The following is a 22094-nucleotide window of genomic DNA, read 5'->3' as shown; positions in this document are numbered from 1 at the left end:
CAATGACTAAAATAGCAATTTTTGCATCTGGTTCAGGAAGTAATTTTGACAGTATCATGTCGAAAATCGAACAAGGATTATTACCTCAAATTGAAGTTACTGCTTTATACACGGATCAAGTGAATGCCTATTGTATTGAACGTGCTAGAAAATACAACTTAGATGTACATATAAATGAATTAAAGAATTTTGATTCTAAGGCAGATTATGAACGCAAAATCATAGAATGGTTAACTGCTGAAAAGGTAGAATGGATTATCTTAGCAGGCTATATGAAACTCATCGGAGAAAATATCCTTAATGCATATCAAAGACGTATATTAAATATTCACCCTTCATTATTGCCAAAGTACAAAGGGAAAGATGCAATTGGCCAAGCTTTAGCCAGTGGTGATACTCAAACAGGCACAACTGTACACTATGTAGATAGTGGGATGGATACGGGAGAAATTATTGAACAAAGAACATGTGATATATATCCGGACGACAACAAATCATTGCTTGAAGAGCGTATTAAAGCAATCGAACATGAATTTTACCCAGAAGTTATTTCAAAAATCATTCAATAAGAGGTGCTAATAGATAATGAAGAAAGCAATATTAAGTGTATCTAATAAAACAGGGATTGTTGCATTTGCTCAATCATTAATTGAACTTGATTATGAGTTATATTCAACAGGTGGAACAATGCGTGAATTAACAAACGCTGGTGTTCCAGTTAAATCAATATCAGAATTGACCCAGTTTGAAGAAATAATGGATGGTAGAGTTAAAACACTACATCCATCTGTACATGGTGGTATTTTAGCGGATAGAAATAAACCAGAGCACTTAGCACAATTAAAAGAACAACATATTGATTTGATTGATATGGTTGTAGTTAATTTATATCCATTTAAAGAAACAGTGGCTAATCCGGATGTTACGGAAATAGATGCTATTGAAAATATCGATATCGGTGGGCCAACGATGTTACGTGCAGCAGCAAAAAACTTCAAGCATGTAATTACAGTTGTGCATCCGGCTGACTTTAATGAAATTATTCAAAAATTAAAAGATGACACTTTGGATGAAACATATCGTAAATCATTGATGATCAAAGTATTCGAACATACAAATCAATACGATTCAGCCATTGTTGATTTCTTTAAAGACAATAAAGAAAGTTTACGCTATGGTGAAAATCCACAACAATCAGCGCATTTTATACGAACGTCTGACGCTAAGCATACACTTGCAGGCGCAAAGCAGTTGCACGGTAAACAATTGAGCTACAATAACATTAAAGATGCAGATGCTGCTTTATCATTAGTCAAACAATTTGAAGAACCAGCAGCTGTTGCAGTTAAACATATGAATCCATGTGGTGTCGGTATTGGAGAAAATATTGAAATGGCATATAAACATGCTTTTGAAGCAGATAGTCAGTCTATTTTTGGTGGAATCGTAGCCTTAAATAGAACAGTTGATCAATCATTAGCTGAAACGTTACATGGCATTTTTCTTGAGGTAGTCATTGCACCGAAGTTTACAGATTCTGCTTTGGAAGTATTAGGCCAAAAGAAAAACATTCGCCTTTTAGAAATTGACATGACAATTGATAACAGTGAACAAGAATTTGTGTCAGTATCCGGTGGTTATTTAGTTCAAGATAAGGACAATGTGAAATTATCACGTGAAGATATGACAGTTGTAACTGAAGTTGAGCCAACTGATGAACAATGGGAAGCAATGTTACTCGGATGGAAAGTCGTTGCATCAGTGAAAAGTAATGCGGTCATTTTAAGTAATGATAAGCAAACAGTCGGTATTGGTGCTGGTCAAATGAATCGTGTAGGTTCAGCACAAATTGCAATAGATAGAGCGATTGAAATTACTGACAATGTAGCTATGATTTCTGACGGCTTCTTCCCGATGGATGATACTGTTGAATTAGCTGCAAAATCTGGTATTAAAGCTATTATTCAACCTGGTGGTTCAATTAAAGACCAAGATTCAATTAATATGGCTAATAAGCATGGTATTGCAATGGTAACTACAGGTGTAAGACATTTTAAACATTAATAAATCTTGGAGGTAGTACATTTATGAAAGTACTTGTTATAGGCGCTGGTGGTAGAGAACACGCGTTGGCACATAAGTTGGTACAATCACCATTAGTTGATGAAATACATGTAATTCCAGGAAACGATGCGATGGAAAATGTAGCTACAATTCATACTGATATAGCTGAAACAGAGCATGAAACAATTGTAGATTTTGCACAAAAACATCAAATTGCATGGGTAGTTATTGGACCAGAGCAACCACTTACAGAAGGTTTAGCTGACAAATTACAGGCAGCACAAATCAAAGTGTTTGGCCCAAACCAAGCAGCAGCTCAAATTGAAGGTTCAAAGCGCTTCGCAAAAGAATTAATGGCAAAATATGATATTCCAACTGCTACATATCAAGAATTCAATCAGAAACAACAGGCGATTGAATATATACAATCATGCGAATATCCAGTCGTATTAAAGAAAGATGGTTTAGCGGCAGGTAAAGGTGTTATCATTGCCAATAACTTGAATGAAGCATATGAAGCCATCGATACATTATTTACAAACGATGGAGAAACAGTGATTTTCGAACAATTTTTAGAGGGTGAAGAATTTTCACTTATGACGTTTGTAAATGGTGAGTATGCCGTGCCATTTGATTGTATTGCACAAGACCATAAACGTGCTTTTGATAATGACAAAGGTCCAAATACTGGCGGTATGGGGGCGTACTGTCCAGTACCACATATTAAAGATGAAATACTAGAACGTACCAATAAAGAAATCGCACAGCCAATAGCTCAAGCGTTGACGAAAGAAGGTTATACATTTTTCGGAGTGCTCTATATAGGGGCAATCATTACTAAAGAAGGACCAAAAGTGATTGAGTTTAATGCACGATTTGGAGATCCAGAAGCGCAGGTATTATTAACTCGAATGGAAAGCGATTTGATGCAGCATATACTTGATTTAGAGGCGAAACAACCGATACATTTTGAATGGAAAGAAGATGCGGTTGTAGGCGTAATGTTAGCTTCTAAAGGTTATCCAAGTACCTACGAAAAAGGGGGCAACGTCTCAGGATTCGAGTTGAATGGTGATTATTTTGTAAGTGGATTGAAAAAAATAAATCAACATTATGTTACTTCAGGTGGACGTGTGATACTAGCTATAGGTAAAGGTAATGATATACGTAGTGCTAAGGCAAAAGCTTATGAAGCAGTTGAACGTATCGAAAGTGATGCTTTGTTTTACCGTAATGATATCAGCGATAAAGCAATTCATAACAATTTATAAAACAATTACAAATACTAAAATAAGAAAAGCGCGCAAACAAAGTGGTTTAAGTTTTGTTTGCGCGCTTTTTGGATTGGTTAAAATGATTTTTTTGAATTTCTAATATATACGGTTTATACGAACGTCTTCTATGCCTGTAATTGGTAAGTATTGTGCTAAAAAATAAGCACTTATTAAAATAATACCAACTACGACAACGAATAGAATATCTTTATACGAGAAAGGTGCATGATAATAATAAGTTCTAGGGCCATCTTTAAACCCTTTTTTCTCCATTGCAACTGAAAGTTGATGTGCTTTTCTGATATTTTGACTTAGCAATGGGATGATTAAATGTTTAATTCTATTAAAGCCACGATAATTCTGTGCGCTAATTAATTGATAACGGATTTTTAATGATTTTCTTAATTGTATTAAAGAAATGAACATTAAAGGTACCATTCGAATAGCAGCCATAAATGCATATGCTACTTTGGGCTTCACCTTTAGATGTTGCATTAAGCTATAAAATACTAATACGATTTGAGAAGTAAAGGCGATTAAAATACCAAAAAAGGATACTGTTGTTGTACGCATTGCCAAATGTAGCCCTCGGTATAGACTTTCCATAGTAATATGGATAAATCCAAATTGAAATAGGGTATGTGTGCCATCGCCATAAAAAATCATGAATAGTGCTGATATCAGACTGAAAATAACAGTGAAGATGATGAAAGCGCTAGTGATTTTAAACTGTAAGCCATTAAAGATCAATAAACATATAAGTATGAGTAAAGTAATATATAGCATATAGTCAAATTGATGCACAAAGATAACAAAGAAAAATAGTACAATCGCAAGCGCGAGTTTGGTAATTATATTTACATCATCAACAAAGGTGTGATGCTTTTTCCAAATATCAAACATTTGAATCACCTACCAATGCTTCTAAGTGGTGATCAACTAAACGCAATTTCCGAGTAGGATAACGGGAGATGATTTCTGGATCATGTGTCACCATAATAATCGTTTGCCCATTTTGTACACGCTGTTGGAATAATTTAATAAGGTTAAAAGTATTATGACTATCGAGTCCAAAAGTGGGTTCATCCAACAAGATAAAATTTGCCGTTGAACTTAATGCAATTGCCACACTCAAACGTCTTTTCTGTCCTACTGATAATTCATAAGGATGTTGTGATTGTACAGATTCTAAATTTAAAGTTTTAAGCATATTTTGAGTTTGCGCTTCAGCTTCTTGAGATGAACGCAATTGGTATTTGTATTGTATATGAATTTCTTCATATACTGAGTGCGTAATGAATTGTAATTCTGGATTTTGATAGACTAAATACATGTATTTAGCAGCATGCTTAATCTTTGTAAGTGATTGTCCAGCTATAAACATTTGACCATCATATTTAATGAGCTGCATCATTGATTCAAGTAATGATGTCTTCCCAGAGCCATTTGGACCTGTAATTGTTATCCATTCACCTTGGCCAACCTGTAGATTTGGAATATCAGCAAGGGCTTGTTTACCACGTTTGATCAAAAGATTTCGTCCATTAAAAGCATCACTTTCATCAACGTCTGTTGCAGTGTAGCGCATTGGTGTAGGAGCTGATTGCCAAGCATTAGGATGCCATACACCAAATTCAGTCAGTAAATGTTCATATTCATTTAAAATTGTAGTCGGTGCAGCATCAGCAATAATGGCACCATCATAATTCATTAGTATGACACGATCAACATGTTCCCAAATATGCTCAACTTTATGTTCTACAATAAGTACAGTTTGGTCTTGCCATAGGGCTTTGATTTTGTGCCATAAATCGGCGGTAGATTCAACATCAAGCATTGCGGTTGGTTCATCTAAAAACAGCGTGTTTGCTTGTTGTAAAATCGTTTCAGCGATGGCTAATTTCTGTTTCATACCACCACTGAGTTGATTGATGTATTGATGTTCATCCACATCTAAATCAACGGCTGCAAGTGCTTCAACGATTCGGGTATGCATTGCTTCTTTTGGAACTTGTAGGTTTTCTAATACAAAAGCAAGTTCTTCATAAACTTTAGGCATACAAAATTGACTATCGGGATCTTGGAAAATGACGCCACATGAAGTATCAATTTCCAACTGATCATACTTGATTGGAAGGTCAATGAGGTTTGGAACAATACCACTAAGCACATTTAATAATGTACTTTTTCCAGATCCCGAAGGTCCTAATAGTAAAACTTTTTCTTTATCTTCTATTCGAAGAGAAAGGTCATTAAATATTTTTTTCTGACCATTAGGATATTTTAAGCGTAAATTTTTTGTAGCTATCAAAGTGATTGCTCCTTATAAGTTGTCATAATCATTTTGTGTTGCTGGGCGGAACAATTTAGTTACACCGGTTTGATCAAGCGCCTTAACAATATAATAAGAGAGCAGTCCGGCGACGATGATGCCACTAATTAATCTGAAACCAATGTATAATGCTAAGTTCCATCCAGCGATTTCTCCTAAATAGCCATATGCAAAATCTAGTGGTAGTGTAGCCACAGCTGCTAAAAATCCAGCCATCATTGCAACCATGGCAGAACGAGATTTATATCTAAAGATTGCGAATATAATTTCACAAGCTAGACCTTGTAATAGTGCATAGACCATTGTTGCAATATCGAATCTTCCCATGACTATTGTTTCACCAGCACCTGCAGCAAATTCTGCTAAAATAGCAATACCTGCTTTAGGTATGATTAGGTATGCAACTACTGCAGCCATAAACCATGCGCCATACGTTAGTTCCTCAAAATGCAACCCAGTCACTTGTACGGCTTTATACACGAAATTCCAAATATTATAAATGACTGCGAATACCACGGCAATAAGTACCGTTACTAAAATCTCAGAAAGCTTTAAACCTTTTGACATAATTTTTCCTCCTAAAAATAAAAAACGCACAACCTTCTAGTTAAGGTGCGCGTAAATAGGCATACGGATACCTATGACATAGGTATCGCAGTACACTTTCCTACGCTAGTTTCATCTAGATCAGGTTCAAAGGGTTTGAGGGTATACCTCATCTCAGTTTCAAAACACCCCTAGTGCGAATGATTTATTTAAATTTAATTATAATGTATGATTTTTAAATGATAATGTCAAGGACCTCAATAGAAAATCTCTCTATAATTATAAAAGATAGCTATGAAAAAATCTATCGTCATAGATTTCTTCATAGCTAATCGTTAGTATGTTTCCAATTAGGCAGTAGATGATTGAATTGAAATGTAAAGTCTCACTGCTTAATTTATTAAGTTAGTGAAAATTATACCTGAAATTCAGCTCAGGTAAACCTTTCAACTCTAGTCATCCTTGTCGGGGTGGGACTACGAAATCTTTATTAGAAAATTTGCTTTCTGTCCCACTCCCAATTATCTTTTACATCTTTATAATAAAACGCGGAATTAATCTAAAGTATCTTGGATATTTTTCTTCGTTTCTTCAGTGCTTTCTTCTGCAGATTCTTTTTGATCTTTTAATTTATCTTCAGCTTCTTTTGCTTTTTCAGCTGCTTGTTTGTTTAATTCTTCTTTATTCATAATAAAGCGCTCCTTTATCAATAAATTGATTTGTAATTAAAACATACCACGTTATTCAAAAAATCAAACATTGTAATTCAATATAAGATGGAAGTCCCGAATCAGCAATCATAGCTGGACTAGTCATCATTTTAAAGAAAATAAGTATAGATTATCGAAGGATAAACAAAAAAGTGTTTGAGTATGTTCAGTAAGTGGAAAGTTGACTATACAACATTTTGTATCATACTATGGACTTATTTCTTAGATAAATAAAGACAAGAACTAAATGTTCATATATAATAACTTTTGAGGTGAATGGTATGTCTTTTATAAAGAAACACGCTGAAATATTATTTAGTTATATTATAGGCATCGTTTCGCTTTTCACAGGTCTCATCATATTGATTAATTTACCGTTAATAAACAAATTAAATGGTAAAGGTAAAATTGAATTACATATTCATAATGTATGGGATTTTATTAATGCATTCTTTAGCGAAATTATAAGAGTAATGAGTAATTACATAGGAAACTTTCCAATAATCAGTGCTATTATTATCATTTTATTTGGTATTGGTGTAATTATGCTCGGACTCACATTGTTTAGAACAACAAGATATGACTATGATATTTCAGTATTCTTTCTAGTTATAGGTATTCTGTTCTTTATCATCACACTGATATTAATGACTCAAGTGTATAGCTTTTTTGCTATTATTTTCGTAATACCATTTGCAATTCATATTGGTTATATCGTTTATAAAGACGAGTTAAATACAGATCATAGAAAAAATCATTATTTATGGATTATTTTCAGTTATGGCATTAGCTATCTATTAACGCAAATCGTGTTGTTTGGTAGAATTGACAGTGACGAAATTATTCCAATCGACATTCTAAGTGTAAATACATTCTTCATTATTATGTGGTTGCTAGGTCAAATGTCAATTTGGAATTTCTTATTCTTAAGAAGAGCACTGCCTTTAACGAAGCAAGAGTTGGGTGAGGAAGAACCAGAATTATCAAGAACAAGTAAAGGAACAGTAACGAATCAAACGAAAGAAAGATGGAAACATCTGCAAGACAAAACGACTGAATTTACAAGAAATACACGTAGAAGTGTAGATCTCCAAAAAATGAGAGATAAAAAGGATAAGTTCATAGCAAAATGGAAAGAAATTATTGATATTCAAGAAGATGACGTTCCAAATTGGATGAAAAAGCCAAAATGGATTAAACCGGCGTATGTAGAGTTATTCTGTGGTGCTGTATTACTATTCTTTACGTTAATCGAATTTAATAATAGAAATGCGTTATTTGTTTCAGGTAATTGGGAAATATCACAAACGCAATATGTAATTGAATGGATTACATTATTCTTCTTGATGATTATTATCATTATTTATATTTTAACGACGTTAACGAATTTCTTGAAAGATAGATTTTATTATTTACAATTATTTATGGTAAGTTTATTATTTTTCAAGTTGATTACAGAATTTATGAATATCATGGTTCATGGCTTATTGTTATCTATTTTTATCACGCCAATATTATTAATTATGATAGTTGCCGTAATAGTTGCATTTGTTATGAAGTTGCGTGAGCCATCTAAATACTAGATTTAAGAAAACCTATTTTCCTGAAAAATGGAAGATAGGTTTTTTAGTTACAGTTAATTGTAGTTATTTCAACAAATTTAATGTTTCATTGTAGTTGAGATGATAAAATGAATAAGAAAATAATAATAATAAATTTAAAAAGTAGAAAGGCTGACATAATTTTATGAAAATCGCCACGTTAAATAAAGGTAAAGAAACAAAATATTTAAATGAATATCCATTAATCGACGAAGAAGATTTATATTCACACGATCATTTAAAAGAAGGAGATTTATTCAATTTAGTAAATGATAGTGAACAGTACATTGCGACAGCATATGTAGGAAAACAACATAAAGGTGTAGGTTGGGTATTAAGTTACGATAAAGATGAAGTGATAAACACTCAATTTTTTGAAAAGTTATTTGAAAAAGCTAAGGAAGAACGTCAATATTTTTATAATATTGATGGTACGAATGCATTTAGAGTATTTAATGGTGAAGGTGACGGTGTAGGCGGACTTACAATTGATAACTATGATGGTCATTTCTTGATTCAATGGTATTCTAAGGGAATTTATAAATTCCGCTACAATGTCTTATCTGCGTTAAAACAAGTATTTGATTACACATCAGTTTTTGAAAAAATGCGTTTTAAAGATGCTGAAATCAAAGGTGGCTTTGTCGATGGCGAAGCACCTGAATTTCCAATTGTCATTGAAGAAAACTTTACTTTCTATAATGTAGATTTAAATGATGGTCCAATGACAGGTATCTTCTTAGACCAAAAAGAGGTACGTAAAAAATTAAAAGAGCGTTATGCAGAAAATAAAGAAATACTAAATGTCTTTAGTTATACGGGTGCATTTTCAGTAGTTGCAGCTGAACCAGCAACGATGACAACAAGTGTTGACTTAGCAAATCGTTCTCGAGCACTTACCGAAGAGAATTTTGGTTTGAATGGTATTGATCCTAAATCACAATATATTTATGTTATGGATACCTTTGATTACTTTAACTATGCACGTCGCCATGATTTATTTTATGACACTATTGTTATTGATCCGCCAAGTTTTGCTAGAAATAAGAAAAAAACATTTACGGTTCAAAAAGACTACGACAAATTAATCAAAGGTGCCTTGGAGATATTAGGGCCAAACGGTACGCTTCTTTTATGTACGAATAATAGTGCATTTTCTTTAAAAGCGTTTAAAAACGTAATCAATAATACACTTCAAGAAGCAAATGTTGAATACGAAATTAAAGATGTAATGGGATTGCCAAAAGATTTTAAAACACATGCACATTACAAGCCATCGAAATATTTAAAAGCTATTTTTGTAAAAGTACAGTAAAACTTTGAAAAATGGGTATTTAACTAAATATGTATTTAATATTTAAGGAGTGAAATTATGGGTTTTAAAAATAAATTAACAAATAATGTTACACAAAAAGTTGGCAATAAAGTCTTGAAAATTGAAGATATCAAGCAAAAAGGTAATATTCCAACTTCAAATATTGAAATTGAAGAACGTCGTAAACGTGCCGAAGCACTAGTTAGAAAAAAATCAGTATTATCATCAAGTATTAGTATCGTTCCTGTCCCAGGTCTAGATTTTGGTGTAGACATCAAACTTATGCGCGATATTATTGAAGATGTAAATAAAATCTATGGTTTAGACCATAAGCAAGTAAACAACATGGGGGACGATGTTAGAGAACGCGTTTTCGCAGCTGCAGCGATTCAAGGTAGTCAGTTCATCGGTAAAAAAGTATCTAATGCTATTTTAAAAGTTGTTATTCGTGATGTTGCTAAACGTGTTGCAGCTAAGCAGACGAAATGGTTTCCAATTGTTGGACAAGCGATATCAGCTTCGATTAGTTATTACTTTATGAAAAAAATTGGTGATGACCACATTCAAAAATGTGAAAAAGTAGTTAAATCATTAGTCTAAAACTATAGCGTTTTCACAAAATAGTTAAATTTCGCTGAATATTGTCATATCATGGGTGCAACGAATTGAATTTAAATAAATAATTTGGTAATGTTATTATATAAAACTATGCTAGGTTTTATAATAAACTAACGATTCTAACTATACGAAGGAGAAATCTATTATGGAACAAAAATCATATGTAATTATCGACGAAACAGGTATTCACGCTCGTCCAGCAACAATGCTTGTTCAAACTGCCTCAAAATTTGATTCAGATATTCAATTAGAATATAACGGTAAAAAAGTTAACTTGAAATCAATCATGGGTGTTATGAGTTTAGGTGTAGGTAAAGATGCAGAAATCACTATCTATGCAGATGGTAGCGATGAAGCGGATGCAATTCAAGCAATCACTGATATTTTATCAAAAGAAGGTTTAACTAAATAATTATGTCAAATTATATTAACGGAATAGCTGCATCTGATGGTGTAGCTATTGCAAAAGCATATTTATTAGTCGAACCAGATCTATCATTTGATAGTGAGAAAATCACAGACGTTGATGCTGAAATTGCTAAGTTCAATCACGCTATCGAAACATCTAAAGTTGAATTAACTAAAATTAGAAACAATGCTGAAAAGAACTTAGGTGCTGACAAAGCAGCTATTTTTGATGCGCATTTACTTGTTTTAGATGACCCTGAATTAATTCAACCGATTGAAGAAAAAATTAAAAATGAACAAGTTAACGCACCAACTGCATTATCTGATGTTACTGGACAATTCATTACTATTTTCGAATCGATGGATAATGAATATATGAAAGAACGTGCTGCTGATATTCGCGACGTTTCGAAACGTGTGTTAGCGCACATTTTAGGTGTTGATTTACCAAATCCTAGTATGATCGATGAAAGCGTTGTTATAATCGGAAACGATTTAACACCTTCAGACACTGCTCAGTTGAATAAAGAATTTGTACAAGGATTTGTAACTAACATAGGTGGTAGAACATCACATTCAGCAATCATGAGTCGTTCATTAGAAATTGCTGCAGTAGTTGGTACGAAATCAATTACACAAGAAGTTAAACAAGGTGATATGATTATTGTTGATGGATTAACTGGAGAAGTAATCATTGACCCTACAGAAGACGAAGTTATCGCTTACCAAAATAAGCGCGAGCGCTTCTTTGAAGATAAACAAGAGCTACAAAAATTACGCGATGAAGAAACAACAACAGTAGACGGTAGACATGCTGAGCTTGCTGCAAACATTGGTACACCTAATGACTTAAAAGGTGTTATTGAAAATGGTGCGGAAGGTATTGGATTATACCGTACAGAGTTCTTATATATGGGTAGAGATGAAATGCCTACTGAAGATGAGCAATTCGAAGCCTACAAAAAAGTATTAGAAACGATGGAAGACAAACGCGTTGTCGTACGTACTTTAGATATCGGTGGGGATAAAGAATTACCTTATCTCAACTTACCTGAAGAAATGAATCCTTTCTTAGGTTATCGTGCGATTCGTTTATGCTTAGATCAACCTGATATTTTCAGACCACAATTACGTGCATTACTACGTGCATCAGCTTATGGTAAATTAAATATCATGTTCCCAATGGTTGCAACAATTAAAGAGTTTAGAGATGCGAAAGCATTGCTACTTGAAGAAAAAGAAAACTTGAAAAATGATGGTGTTGAGGTTTCAGATGATATCGAGTTAGGTATCATGGTAGAAATTCCTTCTACTGCAGCTTTAGCTGATGTATTTGCTAAAGAAGTTGACTTTTTCAGTATTGGGACAAATGATTTGATTCAATACACAATGGCTGCTGACCGTATGTCTGAACGTGTTTCATACTTGTATCAACCATACAATCCTTCAATTTTACGATTAGTAAAACAAGTTATTGAAGCTTCACACAAAGAAGGTAAATGGACTGGTATGTGTGGCGAAATGGCCGGAGATGAAATTGCTATTCCATTATTATTAGGTCTAGGTCTAGATGAATTCTCTATGAGTGCGACTTCAGTGCTAAAAGCACGTCGCCAAATTAAAGACCTTAGTCAAAATGAAATGGAAGAGTTAGCACAAAGAGCAATCGATTGTGCAACATCTGAGGAAGTACAAGAATTAGTTAGCCAATATGCTAAATAATTTGATGTCATCATAATAGAACAATAAGAGAGCTACACACAAATGTGATCACTTTGTGTGTAGCTCATTTTTATTTTCTTGTTTACTTATTTATAAAGGTTTGATATTTGAATGGTCTACTTTTGTAATACGACGCTAAATAAGTTACGTTAAAGGTAGATTATTGATTTTACGATTAATATCGAAATTCCAAGCTATCTTTCTTCAAAAGGGTTATTTAATGTTTAAGGTATCATTAAGCTTATCCATATCAATTTGATACATAGGTTCATCATTTAATAATATAAATGGTGTTGCAAAGGCATCGTAGTCAATCATTTCACTTCTATATTGCGTATGGCTAATGTTTTTTTCAGTAAATGCAATGCCTTTATCGTTTAGATAATTTTTTATAAACGTGCAAGGAGGGCAATCATTTTGAGTATAAATAATAATTTGATTCATATTTAGGAGTCCTTTCTGTATTCAATATACTTAAATATAAGAGACATTTGCATATTTTTCAAGTGTGTAAATTGCATGAAATTGGTCATTAATTTGTCACTTTATTTTAAGCGAAATTAATTTCAAATTTATGTAAAGCAGTTTATAATAAATGGACGTTGTGATTTTTGTCACAAATAAATAAAAAAGGTGATATTATGGATTCGGTTGAATTAGCTCGTTTTTTGACTGCGATGACACTCGCAGTACATATAATTTTTGCAACAATCGGTGTGGGCATGCCGGTCATGTTTGCTATTGCTGAATTTATAGGGATTAAAAAGAATAATCCCATCTATACAACATTAGCGAAAAGATGGTCTAAAGGATATACAATTACGGTTGCAGTTGGTGTTGTAACAGGTACGATTATAGGTCTACAACTTTCATTACTATGGCCGACATTTATGCAAATGGGTGGACATGTAATAGCATTACCATTATTTATGGAAACTTTTGCATTCTTTTTCGAAGCAATATTCTTGAGTATTTATTTATATACTTGGGATAGATTTAAAGGTAAATGGACACATTTCTTAATTAGTATACCTGTAATAATTGGTGGTTCGTTTTCTGCATTTTTCATTACAGCAGTTAACTCATTTATGAATACTCCTGCAGGGTTTGAAATGAAACATGGCAAAATGGTTAACGTAGAACCTTTAGCGGCAATGTTCAACGATTCGTTCTTAATTCGTTCATTTCATGTAGTTGCAACAGCATTTATGACAATGGCCTTTGTATTAGCAGCGATTGCGGCATTTAAGCTATTAAAAAATAAATTTAAAAAAGACACTGAGTATCATATGAAAGCATTAAAACTAACAATGATCTTAGGTGTTATATTCACATTAGGTTCTATGCTTGCCGGGGATTTATCAGCAAAATTTTTACATCAAGAACAACCAGAAAAATTGGCAGCATACGAATGGCATTTTGAAAGTGAATCAAACGCAGATTTAGTATTATTTGGTTCTCTTGATGAAAAAACACAAGAAGTATCAGGAGCAATTAAAATTCCAGGATTACTTAGTTTCTTAGCTGATAACAGTACTAAGACTGAGGTAAAAGGTTTAAATGAATTCCCTAAAGAATTACACCCACCAATGATCGTACATTATTATTTTGACCTTATGGTGTCGATGGGTGTGTTCTGTTTAGTTATTTCTGGTCTATTTATATTGACACTTATTTTCAAAAAATTACGCAAGTTCACATTTTCAAAACCAATGCTCTATGGTGCATTATTAACAGGACCTGCAGCTATGCTAGCAATTGAATTTGGTTGGTTCCTCACTGAACAAGGACGTCAACCATGGATGGTGCGTGGATACCTGAAAGTTGCGGATGCAGCTACACAGGCTGGCGGTTTAACATTAGTAACAATATTGTTTGGTTTATTATACTTTGTATTGTTATTTACTTCTGCATACGTGTTGATACGTATGTTTAAAGAAAAACCAGCATATAAAGATGTAGAGTCAATTGCCAAAGAAAGAGGTGGTGCATAATGTTATTTGCTTATATTGGTATATCGGTACTTTGGATTTTCTTATTTTGTTATATCATTATTGCATCAATTGACTTTGGTGCAGGCTTCTTTACATTACATGCAAAAATAACGAAACAAGATAAAAAAATTAATCACCTTATAGCACGTTATTTAAATCCAGTATGGGAAGTTACTAATGTATTCTTTGTGTTTTTCTTTGTAGGAATGGTAGGGTTTTTCCCAGATACAGCAATGTATTTTGGTACAGTATTACTCTTACCAGCTTCAATCGCATTGATATTATTGACAATTAGAGGGGCATTTTATGCATTTGAAAACTATGGTCCAGATACGAAATTACCTTGGTTAGCAATGTATGGGATTGCCGGATTATTAATTCCAGCTTCTCTTGCAACTACGTTAACAATTTCAGAAGGTGGTTATATTACCGGTACTGAAAATAATTTAGATTTAAATTGGACAGAATTATTATTGAGTCCATATTCATGGTCAGTTGTTTTCTTAGCAATTATTTCAGTATTGTATATATCTTCAGGCTTCTTAACGTATTATGCTTCAAAAGCAAAAGATAAGCCTGCGTATAACTTATTGAGATATTGGTTCTTAATTTGGGGACCTCCAATGATAGCTATTTCATTATTTGTATTTTTATCATTACGTTTACAGAATGAAGCGCATTTCATAAATGCAGTTTCAAATTATTGGTGGATGTTCTTATTAAGCTTTGTATGTTTTGTAGGTGCAATGGTCTTAACGCTTATGAAAAAAGGGCATGGTTATGCTTTTATTCTAGTCATATTGCAAATGGGCTTTGCCTTTTTCGGATACGGTGCAAGTAAATTACCATATTTACTGTATCCATTTATTCGAATTGATGAGCATGTTGTAAATAGTAGTATGGCAATTGCGCTAATAATTGTCTTTATTTTAGGTTTACTTTTGCTCATTCCATCGTTAATATTATTATTGAGATTATTCGTTTTCGATAAAAAATATGTTGAAGGCAAAAAATAATAAAAATTTTCAAATGTGGTTATGGTTATATATTGATGCTGTAAGGTATTGATATGGTAGCCATGCCACGATTTTTAAATTGGAGGACGCACATGGATAAAGAATATGTGGTAATTGGTTTAGGTCGATTTGGCGGTAGTATTGTCAGAGAATTAAACGCATTAGATATGGATGTTATGGCGATTGATATGAATGAGGCGCGTGTGAATGAATATAGTGACATTGCAACACATGCCGTCGTTGCTGATACGACTGATGAGGCAGTGATGAAAAGTTTAGGTATTAGAAATTTTGATCATGTAATCGTTGCTATTGGAGAAAATATCCAGTCTAGTACATTGACAACATTAATTTTAAAAGAATTAGGTGTGAAAAAAGTAACAGCTAAAGCACAAAATGATTATCATGCGAAAATTTTGAATAAAATTGGTGCAGATACTGTCGTACATCCTGAAAGAGATATGGGTAGAAGGATAGCGCATAATGTTGCTAGTGCGAGTGTCTTGGACTATTTAGAACTTGCTGATGAACACTCTATTGTTGAAATTAAAGCAAGTGAGAAGATGGCAGGGCAAACTATTATTCAATTAGATATTCGTGCGCAATTTGGAATAAGTATTATCGCTATTAAGCGCGGTAGAGAGATACTTGTGTCTCCAGATCCTAATATCAGCATTGAAATAGGCGATATATTGATTATGATTGGCCATGACAATGACTTAAATCGATTTGAGAAAAAGGTAGTGCGTTAATAGGCATTATTTATTGAAGTGAAATGAATTGCCAAGAACACGGTTAGAAATCAAATTTTCTAATAAAGGTTTCGTAATCCCACCTAACATGGTTGACTAGGGTTGATAAAAACTTCAAATGAAGATACGTAAAAATAAAAAGCTATGAAGTAACATTCTATTTCAACATAGAATGAAAACTTCATAGCTTTTTGTATATATTAAGATTCTGATTGATCTGTAGTTTGCTGATTCGGTTTTTGGTTTCGTGAATCATTTACAGATGACTTTTTATTTGGTTGTTGTTTTTGTGATGGTTTTGCTTGAGTTTTACCTGATTTATTATTTGGCTTTTTCGTAGCCATTGGATTACTGTCTTCATTTACTTTCATGATAACAGGGAGAATCATCGGTTTACGCGCCGTTTTTTCATATAAATAAGGTTGTAAGGTTTCAATAATTGATGATTTTATTTGGTGCCATTGGATATCTTGATTTTGATTCAATTTACCTATGACATCTGTTTTAATTCTGCGTTGCGCATCATATATTAATTGACCTGATTCACGCATATAAACAAAGCCTCTAGAAATAATATCTGGCCCTGATAATAATTTGTTGGTCTTGAAGTCAATACTTACAACTACGATAACTAAGCCTTCTTCAGAAAGTAACTTTCTATCGCGAATTACAACATTACCGATATCGCCAATACCACTACCATCAACGAGTACATTACCTGATGGAATTCTTCCTGCTTTGCGGGCAGAATCATGTGTTAAAGCTAAAACGTCACCGATATCAAAGATGAAGACATTCTCAGGATCAACACCACATTCAATACCAGATTGACCGTGTGCTTTTAACATACGATACTCACCGTGAATAGGTAAGAAGAATTTTGGACGTAAGAGACGTAACATTAACTGTTGATCGCCTTTAGACCCATGTCCTGACGTATGGATATTTGATACTTTGTTATGAATAACTTCAGCACCAGCACGGTAAAGTGCATTGATTGTACGGTTAATACTTTTCGTATTACCTGGAATAGGTGATGAGCTAAATACCACTGTGTCTTCAGGAATTATCTTGATTTGTTTGTGGGTACCGTTTGCAATTCTAGATAAAGCTGCCATTGGCTCACCTTGAGAACCAGTACATAGTATTAACAATTCGTGCTTAGGTACTGTATTAATCTTGTTGGGTTCAACGAAAGTTTCAGGTGGTGCCTTGATATAACCTAATTCCATACCGATTTTTATATTGTTTTCCATCGAACGTCCGAAAGTAACAATTTTACGATTGTGCTTAATTGCAGCTTCCACTGCTTGTTGTACACGATAAATATTTGATGCAAATGTTGCGAAAATGATACGACCACTACAATTGCGGAAGATTTTTTCAACATTTTGTCCCACTTCACGTTCACTTAAAGTAAAGTCGGGAACAAGTGAGTTCGTAGAATCAGAAAGCAAGCATAATACGCCTTCTTCACCTAGCTTAGCCATTTTAGCCATGTTTGCAGGTTCACCTACAGGCGTGAAATCAAATTTGAAGTCACCAGTGTGAACAATATTACCTTCAGGCGTATTTACAATTACACCGTAAGCTTCAGGTATACTGTGTGTTGTTAAATAGAAAGAAACTTCAAAGTGCTTCGATTTGATAACACTACTCTCATCGATTTCAATCATTTCAGTCGTTCTCAATAAATGATGTTCTTCTAATTTATTTCTAATTAAGCCTAAAGCTAATGGTCCACCATAAATAGGTACATTGATTTGTTTCAATAGGTAGGGCACACCACCTATATGGTCTTCGTGTCCATGCGTGATAAATAATCCAACGATTTTATCTTGATTTTGTACAAGATAAGTGATATCAGGAATAACATAATCAATTCCTAATAAGTTGTCGTCAGGAAATTTTATACCGGCGTCAATAATTACGATTTCATCTTGATACTCGACAGCGTAAGTGTTCTTACCAATTTCACCTAAGCCACCAAGTGCATAAACCGCAACTTCATTTTTATGAATTTGTTTCATTATTCAGCTTGCTCCACGTTAAAGTGATCAGATTGTTTTTCATATTCTAAATGTGCGCCCTCTAATTTAGTTATAAATTCAATATTGAAATTACGATCTTTTAAATATCTTCTTACTTGTTCCTCTGTTTGAGCTTCAACATAAATTGTTTGTGTATGTTCACGTACAATTACTTCTTCTTTATTATGTTGATAAAATACTTTAAATACTGCCATTTATTTTTTCCTCCTAAAAATCATGTGTTGATTTTTTAATTAATTATTATTGTATATCCCTAGATTGACGATAAGTTGAAAAATGAATAATTCAAGTATGAGAATTACTAAATTTCCAAAGTACATTGTAATGTCAATATATAAATAGAACATACTAGCTTGCCCAGTATGTTTCTAGAGAATTTTCGTTCTTAGTTCGTTCGATTAGAAAAATACAAATATCATCATTTGCATGTTTTCAGTTATTTCTTATTTTACATGATGTACTAGAATAAATAAAGCAGTTTTATCTTATGTATGCGATTAATGACATATAATGACTGGTTACATAAAAAGGGGATTATGAATTGTTAGTTAAAATATAAAAAATTAATAAAAATACAAGATAAAACTTGAGTAGCTTGTTAAATTTATTTAAGATGAAGAGACAAACAGCTTTAAGCATTTTGAAAAAAGTCAGGAAAGTATTGTTGAGGGTGATAAATATGGACCGAGTCAAAAAAATTATTGAAGATGTAAAGCAAGAAAAAAAGCGCACAGATAAAATTTTTCAAGATATTACATTTGAAGTACGCGCTGAGCAAGTCCTAATGTTTTTTAACTATGATGAAATTATTGATAATGTGAATGGTGATCAAAATTATGTTAAACATAATCATGATCCAGAATTTATCGATATTCAGCAATTGAATCAACTTAAGACCGAATTGAAAAAAATTGACATCCCGTTTCATGAGCGTAGAGACGACTTTATGTAAAAAAATACCGTTAGCAAAAGAATACATTGCTAACGGTATTTTAATGTTTCTAATTAAACTTCTACTGCATCAGCATGAGGTTGTAGTGGGTTATTACTATCTATGTGATCATAGAACATAATACCATTGATATGATCAATTTCATGTTGTACTACAATCGCAGGATAGCCAGATAAGCGTAATTTCACTTCTTTACCATCAACATCAGTTGCTTTTACAGTAATTCTGTTTTTGCGATGCACTAAGCCAGGGATGTTTTCATCAACGCTCAAGCATCCTTCACCAGTTGGTAGATAAGCTTCTTGTATACTATGACTCATGATTTTAGGATTAACTAGCATAAGGTCATAAGACTTACCATTACCATCATCAGGTAAATAAACAGCAATCATTTTTTTTGAAACATTTATTTGTGGTGCTGCAAGTCCTACGCCCGAGCGTAAACCATATTTATTAGCAGTTTCTTCATCTTGACTATTAATCAAGAATTCACGCATTGCTAATAATGTATTACGATCTTCTTCTGAAAGTGGCAAAGTTACGTCTTTTGCTTTTTCACGAAGTGTAGGATGTCCATCTCTTATAATATCTTTCATTGTTAACATTTGTTCATACACCTTCCTTATTATAAAATATACCAAAGTTAGATAGGAAAAATACAGTAATAGATTTGATTTATCATAAAATATTATATAACATAACACACACATTTAAAGGAGGATTTCTTAAAAATGAAATTTAAATATGGCATCGGTGCAGTTATTGCTTCTACTATGTTAGTAGCTGGTTGTACAACAGACAAAGGTGAAATCAAAGATTATAACGAACAAGTTCAAAAAGCATTTGATGAAGAAAAAACAGTATCATCCGTAGGAAAGAAATTGAATAAACTAGAACAAGATAAGCAAAAACTAGTAAAAAAAATAAATGGTAAAGATCAGCAAAAAGTAAAAGAAACATCAGAAAAAGTCGTCGATAATGTTGAAGAAAGAGAAAAAGAATTTAAAAAAGAAGAAAAGGCATTAGATAAATCTGAAACGCAGTTCAAAAAGGCAGGAAAACACCTAGACAATATTAATAATAAACAAAAGAAAAAAGAAGTGAAAGATTTGGATGATGCACTCAAAGCGAAATATAAAGCACATGATGCATATGCCAAAGCTTATAAAAATATTATGAATAAAGAAAAAGCAATGTTTGAATATACTTCAGGTGATCAAGTCGAACAAACTCAAATTGATAAGAAATCAGAAGCAGTGTCAAAAGCCTATAAAGATATGAATAAAGCATTTAAAAAATATTCAGATGCTATGAACAAAGTTAATAAAGAAAAAGAAGAAGTGGACAGCATATCTTAGTACGTTAAGCGTACTGATTGAACTTTATAAAAATTAAATATACGATGATAGTTGAGTACGCTTTCATTTTTAGGGAAAAGGACTATTAGAAATGGCAAATTTTTGAGTAGTACAGTATTTAGTAAAACAGTAGTACAGTCTTCCAACTGTACTTGTTTTAAGTATTACAGAACTTTTTTAAATTGTTTAACAGTGTAACAGTTTTGTGGTACAATGTGAAAGGATAAAATGAATTTCTATTATACGGGAAAGGTTTGGTGAATTGAATGGCTCAGAAATTGAAAGCCCAATTCGATGCAGAGAAAGTATTGAAAGATACTGAATCGCAATTTGAAATGATTCAAATTTTGAATGAAGATGGCAAGGTTGTTAATGAAGATTTATTACCAGATTTGTCAGATGAGCAGTTAGTTGAATTAATGGAAAGAATGGTATGGACACGTATTCTTGATCAACGTTCTATTTCATTAAATAGACAAGGTAGATTAGGTTTCTATGCGCCAACTGCTGGACAAGAAGCTTCACAATTAGCATCACAATATGCTTTAGAACAAGAAGACTTTATCTTACCAGGTTACCGTGATGTACCACAATTAATCTGGCAAGGTTTACCGTTAACTGAAGCTTTCTTATTCTCAAGAGGACACTTCAAAGGTAACAGAATGCCTGAAGGCGTTAACGCATTAAGCCCACAAATCATTATCGGTGCACAGTATGTTCAAACTGCTGGGGTTGCACTTGGTATTAAAAAACGTGGCAAGCAAGCTGTAGCAATTACTTACACTGGTGATGGTGGTTCGTCACAAGGTGATTTCTATGAAGGTATTAACTTTGCTTCAGCTTACAAAGCGCCAGCAATATTCGTAATTCAAAATAACAACTATGCAATTTCTACACCACGTAGCAAACAAACTGCTGCTACAACATTAGCTCAAAAAGCGATTGCTTGTGGTATTCCAGGTTTACAAGTAGACGGTATGGATGCATTAGCAGTATATCAAGCTACTAAAGAAGCGCGTGATCGTGCTGTAAATGGTGAAGGCCCAACATTAATTGAAACTATTACTTACCGTTATGGTCCACATACAATGGCTGGTGACGATCCAACGAAATACAGAACTTCTGATGAAGATTCTGAGTGGGAGAAAAAGGATCCATTAGTACGTTATAGAAAATTCCTTGAAGCTAAAGGATTATGGACTGAAGAAAAAGAAAATGAAGTTATTGAACGTGCAAAAGCTGATATTAAAGCTGCTATCAAAGAAGCAGACAATACAGAAAAACAAACTGTTATTGATTTAATGGATAATATGTACGAAGATATGCCTCAAAACTTAGCAGAACAATATGAAATCTATAAAGAGAAGGAGTCGAAGTAACC

General features: G+C 33.1%; 22 protein-coding genes and 1 riboswitch. Of the genes, 14 read left to right on the top strand and 8 right to left on the bottom strand.

Features of this window, described 5'->3' with window-relative positions; translation table 11 throughout:
- The first annotated feature begins 2 nt into the window (after nt 1–2).
- From purN to purD, 3 genes are read left to right on the top strand one after another with little or no spacing between them, the layout of a single operon-like run.
- The gene (purN, locus tag ACSULM_RS06110; protein WP_436861364.1) at nt 3–569 is read left to right on the top strand and encodes a phosphoribosylglycinamide formyltransferase; all 567 of its coding nucleotides are present in this window, start codon (nt 3–5) and stop codon (nt 567–569) included.
- A gap of 16 nt (nt 570–585) precedes the next feature.
- A complete protein-coding gene (gene purH / locus ACSULM_RS06105) occupies nt 586–2064 on the top strand; it encodes a bifunctional phosphoribosylaminoimidazolecarboxamide formyltransferase/IMP cyclohydrolase (protein ID WP_436861363.1) in 1479 nt (492 codons plus the stop codon).
- Between the two features lie 23 nt (nt 2065–2087).
- The gene (gene purD, locus ACSULM_RS06100) at nt 2088–3335 is read left to right on the top strand and encodes a phosphoribosylamine--glycine ligase (RefSeq protein WP_436861361.1); all 1248 of its coding nucleotides are present in this window, start codon (nt 2088–2090) and stop codon (nt 3333–3335) included.
- A 99-nt stretch (nt 3336–3434) separates the two neighbouring features.
- On the opposite strand, the gene ACSULM_RS06095 is transcribed toward purD, so the two are convergent.
- The 4 genes from ACSULM_RS06095 to graF all read right to left on the bottom strand — a co-directional run bounded on the left by ACSULM_RS06095 (nt 3435) and on the right by graF (nt 6905).
- Nucleotides 3435–4241, bottom strand: coding sequence for an energy-coupling factor transporter transmembrane component T family protein (locus tag ACSULM_RS06095; RefSeq protein WP_436861359.1), 807 nt, complete (start codon nt 4239–4241; stop codon nt 3435–3437).
- Nucleotides 4234–5649: an ABC transporter ATP-binding protein gene (locus ACSULM_RS06090; protein WP_436861357.1), complete on the bottom strand. Its 1416-nt coding sequence runs from the start codon at nt 5647–5649 to the stop codon at nt 4234–4236. Before ACSULM_RS06090 ends, ACSULM_RS06095 begins: the two co-directional genes overlap by 8 nt.
- A gap of 12 nt (nt 5650–5661) precedes the next feature.
- Nucleotides 5662–6237, bottom strand: a complete 576-nt coding sequence (locus ACSULM_RS06085) for an ECF transporter S component (RefSeq protein WP_436853570.1) — start codon at nt 6235–6237, stop codon at nt 5662–5664.
- An 80-nt stretch (nt 6238–6317) separates the two neighbouring features.
- Nucleotides 6318–6419: riboswitch (TPP riboswitch) on the bottom strand.
- Nucleotides 6420–6770: 351 nt separating this feature from the next.
- Nucleotides 6771–6905, bottom strand: coding sequence for a glycopeptide resistance-associated protein GraF (gene graF / locus ACSULM_RS06080; RefSeq protein ID WP_209436227.1), 135 nt, complete (start codon nt 6903–6905; stop codon nt 6771–6773).
- A gap of 302 nt (nt 6906–7207) precedes the next feature.
- Between graF and auxA the strand changes: the two genes are divergently transcribed.
- The 5 genes from auxA (at nt 7208) to ptsP (ending at nt 12590) form a co-directional block, all read left to right on the top strand.
- Nucleotides 7208–8509, top strand: coding sequence for a lipoteichoic acid stability factor AuxA (auxA, locus tag ACSULM_RS06075; protein WP_436861353.1), 1302 nt, complete (start codon nt 7208–7210; stop codon nt 8507–8509).
- A 163-nt stretch (nt 8510–8672) separates the two neighbouring features.
- The gene (locus ACSULM_RS06070; protein WP_436861351.1) at nt 8673–9842 is read left to right on the top strand and encodes a class I SAM-dependent rRNA methyltransferase; all 1170 of its coding nucleotides are present in this window, start codon (nt 8673–8675) and stop codon (nt 9840–9842) included.
- Nucleotides 9843–9899: 57 nt separating this feature from the next.
- Nucleotides 9900–10442, top strand: a complete 543-nt coding sequence (locus ACSULM_RS06065; protein ID WP_436853574.1) for a DUF697 domain-containing protein — start codon at nt 9900–9902, stop codon at nt 10440–10442.
- Nucleotides 10443–10605: 163 nt separating this feature from the next.
- The gene (locus ACSULM_RS06060; RefSeq protein WP_069994833.1) at nt 10606–10872 is read left to right on the top strand and encodes a phosphocarrier protein HPr; all 267 of its coding nucleotides are present in this window, start codon (nt 10606–10608) and stop codon (nt 10870–10872) included.
- Between the two features lie 2 nt (nt 10873–10874).
- Complete coding sequence (gene ptsP, locus ACSULM_RS06055; RefSeq protein ID WP_436861349.1) at nt 10875–12590, top strand: phosphoenolpyruvate--protein phosphotransferase; 1716 nt, start codon at nt 10875–10877, stop codon at nt 12588–12590.
- 213 nt (nt 12591–12803) lie between these two features.
- Here ptsP and ACSULM_RS06050 read toward each other — a convergent pair whose 3' ends face one another.
- Nucleotides 12804–13034: a glutaredoxin family protein gene (locus tag ACSULM_RS06050; RefSeq protein ID WP_436861347.1), complete on the bottom strand. Its 231-nt coding sequence runs from the start codon at nt 13032–13034 to the stop codon at nt 12804–12806.
- Between the two features lie 197 nt (nt 13035–13231).
- Here ACSULM_RS06050 and ACSULM_RS06045 point away from each other — a divergent pair, with 197 nt between their 5' ends.
- From ACSULM_RS06045 to ACSULM_RS06035, 3 genes are all read left to right on the top strand, one after another.
- On the top strand, nt 13232–14584 hold the full coding sequence (locus tag ACSULM_RS06045) for a cytochrome ubiquinol oxidase subunit I (protein ID WP_436861397.1): 1353 nt from the start codon (nt 13232–13234) through the stop codon (nt 14582–14584).
- Nucleotides 14584–15600 (top strand): cytochrome d ubiquinol oxidase subunit II, encoded by a 1017-nt coding sequence (locus ACSULM_RS06040; RefSeq protein WP_069994826.1) that lies wholly within the window; start codon nt 14584–14586, stop codon nt 15598–15600. The genes ACSULM_RS06045 and ACSULM_RS06040 overlap by 1 nt, the downstream gene beginning before the upstream one ends.
- 92 nt (nt 15601–15692) lie before the next feature.
- On the top strand, nt 15693–16352 hold the full coding sequence (locus ACSULM_RS06035; protein WP_069994825.1) for a potassium channel family protein: 660 nt from the start codon (nt 15693–15695) through the stop codon (nt 16350–16352).
- Between the two features lie 200 nt (nt 16353–16552).
- Here ACSULM_RS06035 and rnjA read toward each other — a convergent pair whose 3' ends face one another.
- Entirely contained in the window at nt 16553–18382 is a 1830-nt protein-coding gene (gene rnjA / locus ACSULM_RS06030; protein WP_436861345.1) for a ribonuclease J1, read from the bottom strand.
- Entirely contained in the window at nt 18382–18597 is a 216-nt protein-coding gene (locus ACSULM_RS06025; protein ID WP_002483681.1) for a DNA-dependent RNA polymerase subunit epsilon, read from the bottom strand. The genes rnjA and ACSULM_RS06025 overlap by 1 nt, the downstream gene beginning before the upstream one ends.
- Nucleotides 18598–19082: 485 nt before the next feature.
- Between ACSULM_RS06025 and ACSULM_RS06020 the strand changes: the two genes are divergently transcribed.
- A complete protein-coding gene (locus ACSULM_RS06020; protein ID WP_436861343.1) occupies nt 19083–19355 on the top strand; it encodes a hypothetical protein in 273 nt (90 codons plus the stop codon).
- 53 nt (nt 19356–19408) lie between these two features.
- On the opposite strand, the gene def is transcribed toward ACSULM_RS06020, so the two are convergent.
- The gene (def, locus tag ACSULM_RS06015; RefSeq protein WP_436853579.1) at nt 19409–19960 is read right to left on the bottom strand and encodes a peptide deformylase; all 552 of its coding nucleotides are present in this window, start codon (nt 19958–19960) and stop codon (nt 19409–19411) included.
- A gap of 126 nt (nt 19961–20086) precedes the next feature.
- Here def and ACSULM_RS06010 point away from each other — a divergent pair, with 126 nt between their 5' ends.
- Both ACSULM_RS06010 and pdhA read left to right on the top strand, forming a co-directional pair.
- Complete coding sequence (locus ACSULM_RS06010; protein ID WP_436861340.1) at nt 20087–20713, top strand: YkyA family protein; 627 nt, start codon at nt 20087–20089, stop codon at nt 20711–20713.
- A 266-nt stretch (nt 20714–20979) separates the two neighbouring features.
- A complete protein-coding gene (gene pdhA, locus ACSULM_RS06005) occupies nt 20980–22092 on the top strand; it encodes a pyruvate dehydrogenase (acetyl-transferring) E1 component subunit alpha (RefSeq protein WP_436853581.1) in 1113 nt (370 codons plus the stop codon).
- Nucleotides 22093–22094: the final 2 nt, after the last annotated feature.

It is taken from the genome of Staphylococcus caeli, assembly GCF_051413795.1.
Lineage (GTDB): Bacteria > Bacillota > Bacilli > Staphylococcales > Staphylococcaceae > Staphylococcus > Staphylococcus caeli_A.
The sequence above is the reverse complement of the archived record's forward strand: the minus strand, read 5'-3'. Positions and strand labels throughout refer to the sequence as shown.

Coding starts and splice junctions, on each gene's coding strand:
- ptsP (WP_436861349.1), top strand. CDS start 10,875: ATGTCAAATTATATTAACGGAATAGCTGCATCTGATGGTGTAGCTATT.
- ACSULM_RS06065 (WP_436853574.1), top strand. CDS start 9,900: ATGGGTTTTAAAAATAAATTAACAAATAATGTTACACAAAAAGTTGGC.
- rnjA (WP_436861345.1), bottom strand. CDS start 18,382: ATGAAACAAATTCATAAAAATGAAGTTGCGGTTTATGCACTTGGTGGC.
- ACSULM_RS06025 (WP_002483681.1), bottom strand. CDS start 18,597: ATGGCAGTATTTAAAGTATTTTATCAACATAATAAAGAAGAAGTAATT.
- ACSULM_RS06095 (WP_436861359.1), bottom strand. CDS start 4,241: ATGTTTGATATTTGGAAAAAGCATCACACCTTTGTTGATGATGTAAAT.
- pdhA (WP_436853581.1), top strand. CDS start 20,980: ATGGCTCAGAAATTGAAAGCCCAATTCGATGCAGAGAAAGTATTGAAA.
- purH (WP_436861363.1), top strand. CDS start 586: ATGAAGAAAGCAATATTAAGTGTATCTAATAAAACAGGGATTGTTGCA.
- ACSULM_RS06035 (WP_069994825.1), top strand. CDS start 15,693: ATGGATAAAGAATATGTGGTAATTGGTTTAGGTCGATTTGGCGGTAGT.
- def (WP_436853579.1), bottom strand. CDS start 19,960: ATGTTAACAATGAAAGATATTATAAGAGATGGACATCCTACACTTCGT.
- ACSULM_RS06010 (WP_436861340.1), top strand. CDS start 20,087: ATGAAATTTAAATATGGCATCGGTGCAGTTATTGCTTCTACTATGTTA.
- ACSULM_RS06050 (WP_436861347.1), bottom strand. CDS start 13,034: ATGAATCAAATTATTATTTATACTCAAAATGATTGCCCTCCTTGCACG.
- purN (WP_436861364.1), top strand. CDS start 3: ATGACTAAAATAGCAATTTTTGCATCTGGTTCAGGAAGTAATTTTGAC.
- ACSULM_RS06020 (WP_436861343.1), top strand. CDS start 19,083: ATGGACCGAGTCAAAAAAATTATTGAAGATGTAAAGCAAGAAAAAAAG.
- graF (WP_209436227.1), bottom strand. CDS start 6,905: ATGAATAAAGAAGAATTAAACAAACAAGCAGCTGAAAAAGCAAAAGAA.
- ACSULM_RS06070 (WP_436861351.1), top strand. CDS start 8,673: ATGAAAATCGCCACGTTAAATAAAGGTAAAGAAACAAAATATTTAAAT.
- auxA (WP_436861353.1), top strand. CDS start 7,208: ATGTCTTTTATAAAGAAACACGCTGAAATATTATTTAGTTATATTATA.
- ACSULM_RS06040 (WP_069994826.1), top strand. CDS start 14,584: ATGTTATTTGCTTATATTGGTATATCGGTACTTTGGATTTTCTTATTT.
- ACSULM_RS06060 (WP_069994833.1), top strand. CDS start 10,606: ATGGAACAAAAATCATATGTAATTATCGACGAAACAGGTATTCACGCT.
- ACSULM_RS06085 (WP_436853570.1), bottom strand. CDS start 6,237: ATGTCAAAAGGTTTAAAGCTTTCTGAGATTTTAGTAACGGTACTTATT.
- ACSULM_RS06045 (WP_436861397.1), top strand. CDS start 13,232: ATGGATTCGGTTGAATTAGCTCGTTTTTTGACTGCGATGACACTCGCA.
- purD (WP_436861361.1), top strand. CDS start 2,088: ATGAAAGTACTTGTTATAGGCGCTGGTGGTAGAGAACACGCGTTGGCA.